Origin of the sequence: Cypionkella sinensis (assembly GCF_042646385.1) — a bacterium.
GTDB classification, from domain to species: Bacteria; Pseudomonadota; Alphaproteobacteria; order Rhodobacterales; family Rhodobacteraceae; genus Cypionkella; species Cypionkella sinensis.
This window is the reverse complement of sequence record NZ_JBHRTO010000001.1, coordinates 849,145-864,269: the sequence shown is the minus strand read 5'-3', so window position 1 is coordinate 864,269 and position 15,125 is coordinate 849,145. Positions and strand designations below refer to the sequence as shown.

The window sequence follows — 15,125 nt, the reverse complement described above, 5'->3', positions numbered from 1 at the left end:
AAACCACGGGCCGGAAACGTCAAGTTTCCGGCCTTTTTGCATCGACAGTGGACAGCCCCCGCGACGCCAGATAAACGGAGCGGGACCAGAGTTTTCCCGCTTTTTGGAGGCCCAAGCCTATGGCTTCGTTGAATGACATCCGCTCGACCTATCTCGATTTTTTCGTGCGCAACGGCCACAAACGGGTGGACAGCTCTCCGCTTGTGCCGCGCAACGATCCGACGCTGATGTTCGCGAATTCCGGCATGGTGCAGTTCAAGAATTGCTTCACCGGGGTCGAGACTCGCGATTACAAACGCGCGACCACGGCGCAAAAATGCGTGCGCGCCGGTGGCAAACACAACGATCTGGATAACGTGGGCTATACCGCGCGGCACCACACGTTTTTCGAGATGCTGGGCAACTTCAGCTTTGGCGATTACTTCAAGGACCAAGCCATTGCTTTCGCTTGGGAATTGCTGACAAAAGATTTCGGGCTGAACAAGGATAAGCTGCTGGTCACGGTTTACTATACCGATGATGAGGCGGCGGCGATCTGGAAGAAAGTGGCGGGGCTGCCGGATAGCCGGATCATCCGCATCGCCAGCGATGACAATTTCTGGCGGATGGGGCCGACCGGGCCGTGCGGGCCGTGCACGGAAATTTTCTACGACCACGGCGACCATATCTGGGGCGGCCCTCCGGGCTCTGCCGAGGAAGATGGCGACCGGTTTATCGAAATCTGGAACAACGTGTTCATGCAGAACGAGCAGTTCGCCGATGGCACGATGCGGCCCCTCGACATGCAGTCGATCGACACCGGCATGGGGCTGGAGCGGATTGGCGCCTTGTTGCAGGGCAAGCACGACAATTATGATACCGATCTGATGCGGGCGCTGATCGAAGCCTCGGCGCATGCGACCAATTCCGACCCGGATGGGCCGGGCAAAACCAGCCATCGGGTGATCGCCGACCATCTGCGCTCGACCTCGTTCCTGATCGCGGACGGGGTGACGCCCAGCAACGAAGGTCGCGGCTATGTGTTGCGCCGGATCATGCGGCGGGCGATGCGGCATGCGCATATGCTCGGGGCGAAAGACCCGGTGATGCACAAGCTGGTACCGTCGCTGGTGCGGCAGATGGGGGCGGCTTACCCGGAGTTGCAGCGGGCGCAAAGCCTGATCGAGGAAACGCAACTGCTGGAAGAAACCCGGTTCAAGACCACTTTGGACCGTGGCCTGCGTCTGCTGAATGACGAGCTGGATCATCTGCCGGAAGGCGGTGCTTTGCCGGGGGGCGTGGCGTTCAAGCTTTACGATACCTATGGTTTCCCGCTGGATCTGACGCAAGATGTGCTGCGCGAGAAGGCGCGCGAGGTCGATGTCGAAGGCTTTGACGCCGCGATGCAGGAACAGAAAACCAAGGCGCGGGCGGCTTGGTCGGGGGCGGGCGGCACGGCGGATGCCAAGATCTGGTTCGAGATCGCCGAGGCGCATGGCACCACGGAATTCCTTGGCTATGACACCGAAACCGCCGAAGGACAGATTGATGCTTTGGTGCGCGATGGCGCGCTGATTGGTGCGGCTGAGGTCGGGACTGCCGTGCAGATCGTGGTTAACCAGACGCCGTTTTATGCCGAAAGCGGCGGCCAGGTCGGCGATACCGGCTATATCCGCACCGCGACCGGGCTGGCAGAGGTGACGGATACCCGTAAAACCGCCGGGGTGTTCATCCATGTGGCGACGGTGCGCGAAGGCACGATCCTGCGCGGGCAACCGGCGAAACTGGAGGTCAGCCATGCCCGGCGCGCGGCGATCCGGGCCAATCACTCGGCCACCCACCTGCTGCACGAAGCGTTGCGACGGGCTTTGGGGGATCATGTTGCACAGCGCGGCTCGTTGAACGCGGCGGACCGGCTGCGGTTTGACTTTAGTCATTCGGCAGCGATGTCTGAGGCGGATCAGGTTAAGGTCGAAGCAGAAGTCAATGAATTCATTCGGCAAAACACCTCTGTTGAAACGAGGATCATGACGCCGGATGACGCGCGGGCCTTGGGCGCGCAGGCGCTGTTTGGCGAAAAGTACGGCGACGAAGTGCGGGTGGTGTCGATGGGCACGCTTGACGGATCGGGCAAGGGCAGCGAAGGGCGGACCTATTCGCTGGAACTTTGCGGCGGCACGCATGTGGCGCGGACGGGCGATATTGGCGCGTTTGTGCTGCTGAGCGATTCTGCCTCGTCTTCCGGGGTGCGGCGGATCGAGGCTTTGACCGGCCAAGCGGCGCTGGACCATCTGCGCGCGCAGGATCAACGGTTGGCAAATGTGGCTTTGGCGCTGAAGACCCACCCGGGTGACGTGCTGGATCGGGTGAAAGCCTTGCAGGACGAACGCCGCAGCCTGGCCAATGAAGTGGCGCAACTGCGTCGCGACCTGGCGATGGGCGGCAAGTCGGGTGGGCCGGAAATCAAGGAAATCAACGGGGTAAAGCTGATTGCTCAGGTGCTTTCCGGGGTTTCTGGCAAGGATCTGCCGGGGTTGATTGACGAGATGAAGGCGCAGATCGGCTCGGGTGCGATTGTGTTGATCGCCGATACCGGGGCAAAACCGGCGGTGGCGGCGGGCGTTACCGCGGATATGGTCGCGCGGATTTCGGCGGTGACTCTGGCGAAAGCGGCGGTTGAGGCGTTGGGCGGTAAGGGCGGCGGTGGGCGGCCGGATATGGCGCAGGGCGGCGGCGCGGATATCGCGCTTGCGGAGGCGGCGATTGCGGCGGTCCATGCCGCGTTGGAGGCGTAAGATGGCAACGGCTTTGTGGATTGCGCATGTCGAGGTGACGAACGCGGAGGCATATGGGAAGTATGCAGCACTGGCGGGGCCGATTCTGGCCTCGTTTGGCGGGAATTTCCTTGCGCGTTCAGGGCGTTACGTGCAGCTTGAGGGAAACGACCGTGCGCGCAATGTCGTGGCGCGGTTCCCCAGTGTTGAGGCGGCGGTGGAGTGTTATCACTCGGCGGCCTATCAGGCGGCGCTGGCGCATGCCAAGGGCGCTTCGGTGCGCGATCTGGTGGTGGTGGAGGAGTTGGGCGAATAGTTTTTCGCCTGATTCAAATTCAATAGAAAAGTGTGCTGCAATCGGCGTGCTTTGTGGTATGTTTTCCTCAAGAGTCCCGGTCAGGGCCAAGATGTGAGGGCGGTTTATGTGTCGTTGGGCAGCTTACGCGGGGGCACCGATCTTTCTGGAAGAGATCATCAGCCGCCCCGGCCATTCTTTGATCCACCAAAGCCATTGCGCCACGCAATGTCATTCCTCGATCAATGCCGATGGTTTTGGCGTTGCGTGGTATGGTGATCGGCCTGAGCCGGGGCTTTACCGCGATGTGCTGCCGGCCTGGTCTGACCCGAACCTGCGCAGCCTGACGGCCCAGGTGAAATCCGGGCTGTTTCTGGCGCATGTGCGGGCCTCGACCGGGACGGCGACCAGCCGCAACAACTGCCATCCGTTCGTGCATGGCGCGTGGTCGTTCATGCATAACGGGCAGGTGGGCGGCTATGATCAATTCCGCCGTGATGCCGATATGATGATTCCCGACGCGCTCTATGCGGCGCGCAAGGGGGCGACCGATTCCGAGGCGCTGTTTCTGGTGGCGGTGGCCGAGGGTTTCGACGGCGATCCAAGGGCTGCGCTGGAGCGGGCCTCCGCCCGGTTCATCGCGGTGGCCAAGGCCAAGGGAGCCGCGCCGCACCTGCGGATGACGGCGGCACTGAGCGATGGCAAACGGCTTTATGCGGTGCGCTATGCCACGGATGATGCCGCGCCTAGCCTGTATTACCGTTGGTCGGAAACGCGCGGCGGCATGGCAGTGGTATCAGAGCCGCTAGAGGCAGAAGAGGGCGGCTGGCAGGAAATCGCCTCGAACACCTTCTGCACCTTTGACGGTGCCAAGGTGACGGTAGAGCCATTTATGCCCTGCGCATTGGTGGCGGATTATGCGGTGCAGATCGCGGCAGAATAGCAATTGCTGTGCTATTTGATTTTTCCGCTGGCCACCAAATTGGCCAGAACGTGATCGGGCATTGTGCAAGGCGTATCAAACTTCTGAAAATACGTCATATCCCGCACCGAAGCTGCAGTGGCCGTCGATGCATTGCCACGCGTCATTTTGACCTTGCGGAAAAACTCCATGCTTTGAACCACGTAATGATTCAGATGAAATGTCTCATTGTCCGAAATTGTCCGTTCTGAGCGCGCGCCTGCCACTTGGTGTATTTCCAAACTTTGACGCGATTTTATGACGGAAGTCCGGCAAATGTATTTTCGCTCGGTGTGGAAATACAATTCCGGCGCGGCGAGCGTAAATGCTTGGCGAATACTTGCGGGATGATCTTCGACACCGTTATTGCCAAAATTTCGCCAATTGGCATAAATCACGTCGAAGGCACGGAAGTTTGATAGCTGGGCGGCAATACTATCGCCTGAAGGGCAAAACCAGAATTCATCCAGATCGGCAACTAAAAGCCATTGGCATCTCTTTGCAATTCTAAAGGCTTTGAAAGCTGTCCAATAGTGCTTTTTCTGTTGATGACGTCCAGGTAATTCAATGAGTTCAACAACGCCCTTATCGATCCAGACCTGTGCTTTGCTGATGGTCTCGTCGGTACTTCCGTTGTCGATCAAAAAGATCTTGCCAGCCCCCATAGAGATGTAATGTTGCACCCACTCGTCTATGTTCATGGCCTCATTTTTCATGATTCCGAGAACACCCAAGACGTGCTCATACGCAGATTTCGCGTCGCGCTGCTGTCGACGCCGCTCAACGCGTTCTCTATTCCATATCTGGATTTTTCGCTTCAGATTGTTCAGCAAGATGAAATCCTGAGTACAAACCACGGGACGGTTGGTGTGGGCAGATGCCTCACTGCATGCGAGTAACAATACTGTTGCTGCATCTATTTGATCTTCCCGCTTGAGACCAAATCTGCAAGCAGCGTGTCTGACATTGAGCATCGTGCATCGTGGCCGGTGAAGTACTCCATCTGGCGCACGGTATCATTTGCCATTTTAGCGGCCGAACCGCGCGTCATCTTGACGGTCTGGAAAAATTCAAGGCTTTGAATTGGATAGTGATTGAGGTGGAAACGTTCATTATCCGAAACCGTGCGCTCTGAACGGCCACCATTCACAGTGTGAATACCTAGCGTATTTGCAGATTTGATCACTGAAGTGCGGCAAATGTATTTTCGGACAGAATGCGCGTGCAATTCCGGTGCACGCATCGTGAAGCCTTGACGAATGCTTTTGGGGTGCTTTTGCAAACCATTGCTGCCGAACATGCGCCAATTGGCATAAATCACATCAAAGGCCTGAAACGGGGCAAGCCGTGCCACAATCGTCTCACCTGAGGGACAGAACCAGAATTCATCCAGATCGGCTACGATCAGCCATTTGCATTTACGACCGATATTAAGCTGCTTGAAAGCCTTCCAATAGTGCCGCCGTTGCCGATGGCGCTTGGGATATTCAACCAGCTCGACCACTCCTTTGGCGACCCAGGCCGTGGCTTTGGCGACTGTGTCATCGGTGCTGCCGTTATCGATCAGGAAAATCTTGCCAGCCCCCATCGAGACATAGTGCTGCACCCATTCGTCGATGTTCATCGCTTCGTTTTTCATGATTCCAAGCACACCGAGGCTGAAATCATAGGACGACTGCGTTTCGCGGGTCTCACGCAGCCGTTGGATGCGCTTGCGGTTCCAAGCGCTGATCTGGCTTCTGAGATGTTTCAGCATTACTGCTTCCCGATCAATTCTGTCGGGATTATTTTACAGCCCGATCGCAGAAGCGCAACACCATTAAGTCTTTGATCTATGTCAAGTGGGTGTAAAAAAACCCGCCTTCCGGCGGGTTTTCTGTCGATCAGGCCGAGCGCGACATGCGCTTGCGGTCGTTCGGGTCGAGATAGCGTTTGCGCATCCGCACCGATTTCGGGGTGACTTCCACCAGTTCATCATCGTCGATATAGGCGATGCATTGTTCGAGGCTCAGCTTGACCGGGGTGGTCAGGCGGACGGCTTCATCGGTGCCAGAGGCGCGGACGTTGGTCAGTTGCTTGCCCTTCAGCGGGTTCACTTCCAGATCATTGTCGCGGCTGTGTTCGCCGATGATCATGCCGGTGTAGACGGGTTCCTGCACGCCGATAAAGAAGTGGCCGCGATCTTCCAGTTTCCACATCGCATAGGCCACCGAAACCCCGGTTTCCATCGAGATCAGCACGCCTTGGCGGCGGCCCTCGATGGCGCCCTTGTGCGGTGCCCAGCCGTGGAACACCCGGTTCAGCACGCCGGTGCCGCGGGTGTCGGTCATGAACTGACCGTGATAGCCGATCAGACCGCGCGAGGGCACATGCGCGATGATGCGGGTCTTGCCAGCACCTGCCGGTTTCATCTCGACCAGATCGCCCTTGCGCGGGCCGGTCAGCTTTTCGATCACCGGGCCGGTATATTCGTCATCGACGTCGATGGTGACTTCTTCGATAGGCTCGGATTTGACGCCGTCAATGTCCTGAAACAGCACGCGGGGGCGGCTGATCGACAACTCGAAGCCTTCGCGGCGCATGTTTTCGATCAACACGCCCATCTGAAGTTCGCCACGGCCCGCGACCTCGAAAGCGTCGCCGCCGGGCGTGTCGGTGACTTTGATCGCGACGTTGATCTCGGCCTCTTTCATCAGACGTTCACGGATCACGCGGGATTGCACTTTGGAGCCTTCTTTGCCAGCCAAGGGGCTGTCATTGATGCCGAAGGTCACAGAAATCGTCGGCGGATCAATCGGTTGTGCCGGGATCGCAGTTTCGATTTCCAAGGCGCAGAGGGTATCCGCCACGGTGGCTTTGGTCATGCCGGCCAGGGTGACGATATCGCCAGCCTCGGCGGCGTCAATCGGGGTTTGCACCAGACCACGGTAGGCGAGGACTTTCGAGACGCGGAATTGCTCGATCTTGGTGCCATCGCGCGACAGCGCCTTGATAGTTTCGCCAGCTTTCAGCGTGCCAGCTTCCACACGGCCGGTCAGGATGCGGCCAATGAAAGCGTCTGCCGACAGGGTGGTGGCGAGCATCTGGAACGGCTCGGCGCGGCGGGCGATTTGTTTCGGCTCGGGAACATGTTTGACGATCAGGTCATACAGCGCGGTTAGATCCTTGCGCGGGCCGTCGAGTTCGGTATCAGCCCAGCCGGAACGGCCAGATGCGTAAAGCACCGGGAAATCAAGTTGATCATCATCGGCGCCGAGGTTGGCGAACAGATCGAAGACCTCGTTCAGCGCGCGCGAGGGCTCGGCATCGTGCTTGTCGACCTTGTTCAGCACCACGATCGGGCGCAGGCCAAGGGCGAGGGCCTTGGAGGTTACGAATTTGGTTTGCGGCATCGGGCCTTCGGCGGCGTCGACCAGCAGCACCACGCCATCGACCATGCTGAGGATACGCTCCACCTCGCCGCCGAAGTCGGCGTGTCCGGGGGTGTCGACGATGTTGATGCGGGTGCCTGCCCATTCAAGGCTGGTGCATTTCGCAAGAATGGTGATGCCACGCTCGCGTTCAATGTCGTTGCTGTCCATCGCGCGCTCGGCAACCGCCTGGTTGTCGCGGAAGGAACCGGACTGTTTCAGCAGTTCGTCAACGAGGGTGGTCTTGCCATGGTCAACGTGCGCGATGATGGCGATGTTGCGAAGCTCCATCGGGGAGGTCTCTTTCTATTGTCAGCTTTGGCGCGGCGATAGCCTAGATAGGCCGGAAAGGCCAGAGGAACCTTTTCAGGTGGCGATGTATCGGTCGCGGCGGTGGTTGATGGCGAGGAAAATGTTGAAAACAGCGGCACCGAGGAAGGACCAGCCCAAAATATGCCAGTCAAGAAACAGCAATGAGACAGTGAACAACACGGCGTCGAAAATCAGTTGCGCGTAGCCTGCTTGGAACCCGGTGCGGTCTTGCAGGATCAGCCAGAGGATCGAGATGCCGCCAAAGCTGCCGCCGTGACGAACCACGGCCAATGCAGCGATGCCGAACAGGATTCCGAACAGCACGGCGGCAAAGGCCGGGGCGATGTGGGCGAAGGACAGCCAGCGCGGCAGGATGGCGACGGCAAGCGAGAGCGCGCCAACGCAGAGGAAGGTTTTCAGGGTGAACTCCAGCCCCATGCGTTTGTAGCCGAACCACAGGAAGGGCAGCGAGATTGCAAAATAGACCGCGGAGAACGGCCAGCCGGTGACATAGCTGATCAGGGCGGCAACCCCGGTGGTTTGACCGGCTATGAAGCCCATGTAGGTCAGGATATGCATCCCGACCGCAGCCATACAGATGCCGAAGGCGAGACCTTGGGCGTCTTCGATGGCGGAATGGTGGTTTGCGTCGGTCATGGTCTCGCATAGCGCGGGGCGCGATCTATGTCAATAATGCTGACCTAATGTGCTGTGTAGAAAAAGGCCCGGCGCGATGGCCGGGCCTTTGGGATTAGCCTTGCAGGGCTTTGTTCAGATATTCATCGACCTTTTCGAGATAGCCCATGGTCGTGAGCCATTTCTGATCGGGGCCGACCAGCAGCGCGAGGTCTTTGGTCATCCAGCCATCTTCCACCGCATCGACGGTGACTTTTTCCAGCGTGGTGGCAAAGCGCATCAGTTGTTCGTTGCTGTCGAGTTTGGCGCGGTGCTTCAGACCGCCGGTCCAGGCGAAGATCGAGGCGATGGAGTTGGTCGAGGTCGCCTTGCCCTTCTGATGCTCGCGGTAGTGGCGGGTGACGGTGCCATGCGCCGCCTCTGCCTCAACCGTTTTGCCATCGGGGGTCATCAGGATCGAAGTCATCAGGCCGAGCGAGCCGAAGCCTTGCGCAACGGTATCCGACTGTACGTCACCGTCGTAGTTCTTGCAGGCCCAGACATAGCCGCCCGACCATTTCATTGCCGAAGCCACCATATCGTCGATCAGGCGGTGTTCGTAGTGGATGCCTTTGGCCTTGAATTGGTCTTCGAACTCTTCGGCATAGACTTTGGCGAAGATGTCTTTGAAGCGGCCATCATAGGCCTTGAGGATGGTGTTCTTGGTGGAAAGGTACACCGGCCAGCCTTTCAGCAGGCCATAGTTGAACGACGAGCGTGCGAAATCCTGGATCGAGTCGTCGAGGTTATACATGCCCATGTAAACGCCCGAGGACGGCGCGTTGTAGACTTCTTTCTCGATCACCGTGCCGTCTTCGCCGACGAATTTCATCGTCAGTTTGCCTGCGCCGGGGAAGCGGAAATCGGTGGCTTTGTATTGGTCGCCAAAGGCGTGACGGCCGACAACGATCGGCTGGGTCCAACCGGGGACCAGACGGGGGACGTTGCGGCAGATGATCGGCTCGCGGAAGATCACGCCGCCAAGGATGTTGCGGATGGTGCCGTTGGGCGATTTCCACATTTGTTTCAGGTTGAATTCCTCAACCCGTTGTTCGTCCGGGGTGATCGTGGCGCATTTGACGCCGACGCCGTATTTCTGGATCGCATGAGCGCTGTCGATGGTGATCTGGTCGTTGGTGCGATCACGTTCTTCGATGCCCAGATCATAGTATTTCAGATCAATGTCAAGATAGGGCAGGATCAGCTTTTGCTTGATGAAATCCCAGATGATCCGGGTCATCTCGTCGCCGTCAAGTTCGACAACGGGGTTGGCTACCTTAATCTTGGTCATGTCGGCCCCTTATGGTTGGATTCGTTGTGACGGGTGTATGTGAAAATGCGGTGAAAGGAAAGATGGTATGCGATGGTATACTGAAATGTCGCGGCTTATCTGAAGTAACCGCGCGTCTTTTCGCGCACCCAATCCCAGAGGCGCGGCGCACCTTTGGCGATCTTGACGCCGACGCGGGACTCAAGCTGTTCAGCGGTGACGTTGTATTCGATCCAGGTGCCGCCGCCGGATTGCAGGTTCGCTATCACCGGCTGCACGCGGTCGAGGGATTTGGCGAAGACGGCGTCGGGGGTTTCGGCTGCTTCGAACTCATCCCACAGCGCGCGCAGGTCTTGGGCAAGATCGTCGGGCAGCAGGCCGAAGATGCGGTCAGCGGCGCGGGATTCCGCCTCTTGTACAGACGTGCTACTGTGAGCCTTGCCGTCGGCGGAATGGATCGGCACGTCACCCACGTCGATTTCGACCAGATCGTGGATCAGCAACATCCTGATCACGCGGGAGATATCGACGCCGGGGGCGGCTTGGTCGGCCAGCACCAGCGCGTAAAGTGCGAGATGCCAGCTATGCTCGCCGGAGTTCTCGCGCCGCGAGCCATCACATAAAGTGGTAGCGCGCATCACCGATTTCAGGCGATCTGCCTCGTTCAGAAACGCGAATTGCGCCTCTAGCCGCGCGCTCAATGGCCGCTCGACTGCATGTTCGGGCCGGGCGGCGGCGCTGTGCCCTCGCGTTTGGCTTTCAGCAAAGCGTCAAGGAACTTGCGCCCGCGCATTTCAGCGACGCGGACGCGGTAGGCGGTCAGGAAGGCCTCCTGCATGGTGGGCGAGGCATCGAGCAACACTTTCGACACCTTGTCAGGCAACCGGTGATCGTCGAGTTCTTCCATCGCGGCGATCACATCGCGGGCGAGCGCATCGCCCATATCCTCGACGACGCCCATTTAGCGGGTCACTTCCGTTAGGCGGCGCTTCACATAACCCGACACGGTGTCGATCATCGGCTTCATATGCGCTTCTTCATCCTTGAAGAAGTGATCGGCGCCTTCGATCTGGGTGTGAGTGATGGTGATGCCCTTCTGCTCATGCAGTTTGTTCACGAGATTGGTGGTATCTTTCGGCGGTGCCACCTTGTCGGCGGTGCCGTTGATGATCAGGCCAGAAGCCGGGCAGGGGGCGAGGAAGCTGAAATCATAGAGATTCGCCGGAGGCGCGACCGAGATAAACCCGGTGATTTCCGGGCGGCGCATCAGCAGTTGCATGCCGATCCATGCGCCAAAGCTGAAACCCGCCACCCAGCAATGCTTGGCGTTCTGGTTCATGCTTTGCAGGTAATCAAGGGCGCTCGCTGCATCGGACAATTCGCCAATGCCCATGTCATACTCGCCCTGCGAACGCCCCACACCGCGGAAGTTGAAGCGCATGACGGTGAAGCCAAGGTTGTAGAATGCATAGTGCAGGTTATAGACAACCTTGTTGTTCATCGTGCCGCCGTAGGCCGGATGCGGATGCAACACGATGGCGATCGGCGCATCACGCTCTTTCTGCGGATGGTAGCGGCCTTCGAGGCGGCCTTCGGGGCCGGCGAAAATAACTTCGGGCATGTAAGCTCCGTGCCTGTGTTCGGAACGAATTGTTGACAAATTCGCTCGGATAACCTAGAACCATTCTAAAGCGGTGATTGCCGCTCATGGACTGGGGTTGAGTTAAGCGGACACACCCCCGACGTCAATGGAAAGTCATGGCTTTGCGGAGTGTGTTGGCATGAAACTATCGACCAAGGGGCGTTATGCCATGGTGGCGCTGGCCGATCTGGCCTTGGCCGAGGCGAAATCCACCGAGGAGTTGATGTCGCTGGCGGCGATTGCCAAGCGGCAGGATCTGTCGCTGCCGTATCTGGAGCAGTTGTTCGTCAAGCTGCGCCGGGCGGGGCTGGTCGAGGCGGTGCGCGGGCCGGGCGGCGGCTATCGGCTGGCCCGCAGTCCGGATTCGATCCGGATTTCCGAGGTGATGGAGGCGGTTGAGGAAAACGTCGATGCGATGCATTCGGGGGCCGGGGCCTCGGGCGGGGTGTCGGGCAGTCGTGCGCAAAGCCTAACCAACCGGCTGTGGGAGGGGCTTTCGGCGCATGTTTATGTGTTCCTGCACCAAACCCGGCTGTCAGATGTGATCGGCAATGTGATGACGCCATGCCCTGCGGTGCCTGCGCTGTTCCGGGTGGTGGATGAATGAGCCGGGTTTATCTTGACTGGAACGCCACGACACCGCTGCGGGCTGAGGCGCGGGCCTCGATGATCGGGGCGATGGATGTGCTGGGCAATCCGTCCTCGGTCCATGCCGAGGGGCGGGCGGCCAAGGCGCTGATGGAGCGTGCGCGGGGGCAGATTGCGGCGGCTTTGGGGGCAGAGGGCGCGGATATTGTGTTCACGTCGGGCGCGACCGAGGCTGCGGCTTTGGCCTGCGCCGGTCGCGGTCTGGTCTGTGCCGAGGTCGAGCATGAGGCGGTTTCGGCGTGGTGCGAAGGCAGTTTGGCGGTGGACCGCGAAGGCCGGGTGACGGTGCTGGACCCTGCGCGCACGGCGCTGCAACTGGCCAATTCTGAAACCGGCGTGGTGCAGGATTTGCCGCAGGGGCTGGCGGTTTCCGATCTGACGCAGGCCTTTGGCAAACTGCCGCTGGCGTTCAACTGGCTGGGCTGCGAGATGGGCCTTGTGTCAGCGCATAAGCTGGGCGGGCCGAAGGGCGTGGGGGCATTGGTGCTGCGGCGGGGCCTTGATGTGGCGTCGCAACTGAAAGGAGGCGGGCAGGAGATGGGTCGCCGTGCAGGCACTGAGAACCTGATTGGAATTGCCGGGTTTGCGGCGGCGGCAGAGGCTGCGGCGCGCGATCTGGCGGATGGGGTTTGGGAGCGTGTTGCTGAAATTAGAAATATTCTAGATTCAGCATTGTCCGCCATGGGATTTGAGATTATTTCAGTCGGGAATAGCGGGCCGCGCCTGCCGAACACGTTGAACCTGATCGCGCCAGGCTGGAAGGGCGAGACTCAGGTGATGGCGATGGATCTAGCCGGATTTGCCGTTTCGGCAGGTTCGGCCTGTTCCAGTGGCAAGGTTCGCGCCAGCCGGGTGCTGCGGGCGATGGGCTTTGACGAAACGCAGGCGGGACAAGCGATCCGCATCTCGCTCGGGCCGGATGTGACAGAGACGCAAGTGCTGCGCTTTGCCGAGGCTTGGGCGCGGGACTACAAACGGATACGTTCACGCGCTGCGTGAATATTTGGCGGTAACGCTTTGGGATATAAGGAATATGACGATGGCCGACCTTGATCTGGAAGTGCGCGACGGGGTGGACCGCGAGACGATTGAAACCGTCGCCGCGATGTCGGGCACCTATAAATATGGCTGGTCCACCGAGATCGAAATGGATTACGCGCCGAAGGGCGTATCGGAAGACATCGTGCGGCTGATCTCAGCGAAGAATGACGAACCCGAATGGATGCTGGAATGGCGTCTGGCGGCCTATCGCCGCTGGGTGCAGATGGAAGAGCCGACTTGGGCGATGCTGAATTACCCCACCATCGACTATCAGGACCAGTATTACTACGCCAAACCGAAAAGCATGGCGGTGAAGCCGAAGTCGTTGGACGAGGTTGATCCGAAGATTTTGGCAACCTACAAAAAGCTTGGCATCCCATTGAAAGAACAGCTTATTCTAGCTGGTGTCGAGGGTGCGGAAGATGCGGGCGAGCGTAAGGTGGCAGTGGATGCGGTGTTCGACTCTGTGTCGGTTGGCACCACGTTCAAGGCAGAACTGGCGAAAGCCGGGGTGATTTTCTGCTCGATTTCGGAAGCCATCAAGGATCACCCTGAACTGGTGAAGAAATACCTCGGCTCGGTGGTGCCGCAGTCGGATAACTTCTTTGCCACGCTGAATTCTGCTGTGTTTTCCGATGGTTCCTTCGTCTACATCCCGCCGGGCACCCGCTGCCCGATGGAGCTTTCCACCTATTTCCGCATCAATGCAGAAAACACCGGCCAGTTTGAGCGCACGCTGATCATCGCCGACAAGGGCGCGTATGTGAGCTACCTCGAAGGCTGCACGGCGCCGAAACGCGATACCAATCAGTTGCATGCGGCGGTGGTGGAGCTGGTCATCTTGGAAGATGCCGAGGTGAAATACTCGACGGTGCAGAACTGGTATCCGGGCGATGAAAATGGCTTGGGCGGTATCTATAACTTCGTCACCAAGCGCGCCGATTGCCGCGGCGACCGCGCCAAGGTGATGTGGACGCAGGTGGAAACCGGCTCGGCGATCACCTGGAAATATCCGTCCTGCATCTTGCGCGGCGATGACAGCCAAGGCGAGTTCTACTCGATTGCGATTGCCAACAATGCCCAGCAGGCCGACACCGGCACCAAGATGGTGCATCTGGGTAAGCGCACGAAATCTCGCATTGTTTCCAAGGGCATATCGGCGGGCAGGGCGCAGAATACCTATCGCGGCCTCGTGTCGATGCACCCGAAAGCCACCGATAGCCGCAATTATACCCAATGCGACAGTCTGCTGATCGGCGATAAATGCGGCGCGCATACTGTGCCCTACATCGAGGTCAAGAACAACTCCAGCCGGGTGGAACACGAGGCGACTACCAGCAAGGTGGATGACGATCAGTTGTTCTACTGCCGCTCGCGCGGGATGGACGAGGAAGAAGCGGTGGCTTTGGTGGTGAACGGCTTCTGCAAGGAAGTGTTGCAGGCGCTGCCGATGGAGTTCGCAATGGAGGCGCAAAGCCTGGTCGCCATCTCGCTGGAAGGCTCGGTGGGTTAAGTGGCCAAGCCGTTTTCCCGCCCCAAGGTGACGCTGCCGCCCGAGGCCGAGGCGGCGGTGCGGCACTATTACGGGCAGGCGGCAGTCATTTTGGAATATGGCTCGGGCGGATCTACCGTGATTGCTGCGGAAATGCCGGGCAAACTGGTGTTCTCGGTGGAAAGTGACGTACATTGGTTGCGCGGGATGCGTGGCTATTTCGAAGAAAATCCGCCAGCCTCGCCTGTGGTGATGCACCACGGCAGAATCGGTCGCACCCGCGAATGGGGGTTTCCCGAAAATGACGAACAGTTTCGCAAGTGGCCTGGATATCCCTTGTCGATCTGGGACTTGCCAGAGTTTGTTCATCCAGACGTCGTATTGATCGACGGGCGTTTCCGCCCAGCCTGCTTCCTCTCTGTGCTGTTCAAGATCACGCGGCCGGTTGTGCTGTTATGGGACGATTACGTTGATCGCCTTGAATACCACGAATGCGAGAAATTTGCCAAACCAGTGGCTATGCACGGCCGCATGGCCAGGTTTGCGCTGACCCCCACACCCATTCCGGCGGACAAGCTGCAATGGATCATCCAATCGTTTCTGCGCGCGCATTGACGCGCCTTGCC

Annotated in this window: 15 protein-coding genes; 7 read left to right on the top strand and 8 right to left on the bottom strand. The window is 58.9% G+C overall.

Translation table 11 applies throughout. From position 1 onward, the window contains the following. Positions 1 to 119: 119 nt before the first annotated feature. From alaS to ACFOGH_RS04300, 3 genes are all read left to right on the top strand, one after another. A complete protein-coding gene (gene alaS / locus ACFOGH_RS04310) occupies positions 120 to 2,774 on the top strand; it encodes an alanine--tRNA ligase (protein ID WP_380071836.1) in 2,655 nt (884 codons plus the stop codon). A gap of 1 nt (position 2,775) precedes the next feature. Continuing rightward, on the top strand, positions 2,776 to 3,069 hold the full coding sequence (locus ACFOGH_RS04305) for a DUF1330 domain-containing protein (RefSeq protein WP_380071835.1): 294 nt from the start codon (positions 2,776 to 2,778) through the stop codon (positions 3,067 to 3,069). Positions 3,070 to 3,175: 106 nt separating this feature from the next. After that, positions 3,176 to 3,991 carry a class II glutamine amidotransferase gene (locus ACFOGH_RS04300; RefSeq protein ID WP_380071834.1) on the top strand — a complete coding sequence of 272 codons (816 nt, stop codon included), beginning with the start codon at positions 3,176 to 3,178 and terminating at the stop codon, positions 3,989 to 3,991. Between the two features lie 11 nt (positions 3,992 to 4,002). Here ACFOGH_RS04300 and ACFOGH_RS04295 read toward each other — a convergent pair whose 3' ends face one another. The 8 genes from ACFOGH_RS04295 to ACFOGH_RS04260 all read right to left on the bottom strand — a co-directional run bounded on the left by ACFOGH_RS04295 (position 4,003) and on the right by ACFOGH_RS04260 (position 11,297). After that, the gene (locus tag ACFOGH_RS04295) at positions 4,003 to 4,842 is read right to left on the bottom strand and encodes a glycosyltransferase family 2 protein (RefSeq protein WP_380071833.1); all 840 of its coding nucleotides are present in this window, start codon (positions 4,840 to 4,842) and stop codon (positions 4,003 to 4,005) included. An 83-nt stretch (positions 4,843 to 4,925) separates the two neighbouring features. Continuing rightward, a complete protein-coding gene (locus ACFOGH_RS04290) occupies positions 4,926 to 5,765 on the bottom strand; it encodes a glycosyltransferase family 2 protein (RefSeq protein WP_380071832.1) in 840 nt (279 codons plus the stop codon). Positions 5,766 to 5,892: 127 nt separating this feature from the next. Beyond that, positions 5,893 to 7,710: a translational GTPase TypA gene (gene typA / locus ACFOGH_RS04285; protein WP_380071831.1), complete on the bottom strand. Its 1,818-nt coding sequence runs from the start codon at positions 7,708 to 7,710 to the stop codon at positions 5,893 to 5,895. Positions 7,711 to 7,785: 75 nt separating this feature from the next. Beyond that, positions 7,786 to 8,388 (bottom strand): YitT family protein, encoded by a 603-nt coding sequence (locus ACFOGH_RS04280; protein WP_380071830.1) that lies wholly within the window; start codon positions 8,386 to 8,388, stop codon positions 7,786 to 7,788. Positions 8,389 to 8,482: 94 nt separating this feature from the next. Further along, positions 8,483 to 9,697 (bottom strand): NADP-dependent isocitrate dehydrogenase, encoded by a 1,215-nt coding sequence (locus ACFOGH_RS04275; protein WP_380071829.1) that lies wholly within the window; start codon positions 9,695 to 9,697, stop codon positions 8,483 to 8,485. Between the two features lie 95 nt (positions 9,698 to 9,792). Further along, positions 9,793 to 10,377 (bottom strand): HD domain-containing protein, encoded by a 585-nt coding sequence (locus ACFOGH_RS04270; RefSeq protein WP_380071828.1) that lies wholly within the window; start codon positions 10,375 to 10,377, stop codon positions 9,793 to 9,795. After that, on the bottom strand, positions 10,374 to 10,637 hold the full coding sequence (locus ACFOGH_RS04265) for a hypothetical protein (protein ID WP_380071827.1): 264 nt from the start codon (positions 10,635 to 10,637) through the stop codon (positions 10,374 to 10,376). Before ACFOGH_RS04265 ends, ACFOGH_RS04270 begins: the two co-directional genes overlap by 4 nt. Next, positions 10,638 to 11,297 (bottom strand): alpha/beta hydrolase, encoded by a 660-nt coding sequence (locus ACFOGH_RS04260; protein WP_380071826.1) that lies wholly within the window; start codon positions 11,295 to 11,297, stop codon positions 10,638 to 10,640. It lies immediately after the preceding gene. 160 nt (positions 11,298 to 11,457) lie between these two features. Here ACFOGH_RS04260 and ACFOGH_RS04255 point away from each other — a divergent pair, with 160 nt between their 5' ends. Genes ACFOGH_RS04255 through ACFOGH_RS04240 form a run of 4 tightly spaced genes read left to right on the top strand, consistent with a single transcriptional unit; the run spans position 11,458 to position 15,114 of the window. Beyond that, positions 11,458 to 11,925, top strand: a complete 468-nt coding sequence (locus ACFOGH_RS04255) for a Fe-S cluster assembly transcriptional regulator IscR (RefSeq protein WP_380071825.1) — start codon at positions 11,458 to 11,460, stop codon at positions 11,923 to 11,925. Further along, positions 11,922 to 12,965, top strand: a complete 1,044-nt coding sequence (locus ACFOGH_RS04250) for a cysteine desulfurase family protein (protein WP_380071824.1) — start codon at positions 11,922 to 11,924, stop codon at positions 12,963 to 12,965. Before ACFOGH_RS04255 ends, ACFOGH_RS04250 begins: the two co-directional genes overlap by 4 nt. 34 nt (positions 12,966 to 12,999) lie before the next feature. Continuing rightward, complete coding sequence (gene sufB / locus ACFOGH_RS04245; RefSeq protein ID WP_380071823.1) at positions 13,000 to 14,520, top strand: Fe-S cluster assembly protein SufB; 1,521 nt, start codon at positions 13,000 to 13,002, stop codon at positions 14,518 to 14,520. Beyond that, on the top strand, positions 14,521 to 15,114 hold the full coding sequence (locus ACFOGH_RS04240; protein WP_380071822.1) for a hypothetical protein: 594 nt from the start codon (positions 14,521 to 14,523) through the stop codon (positions 15,112 to 15,114). It abuts the gene before it with no gap. The last annotated feature ends 11 nt before the right edge of the window (positions 15,115 to 15,125 follow it).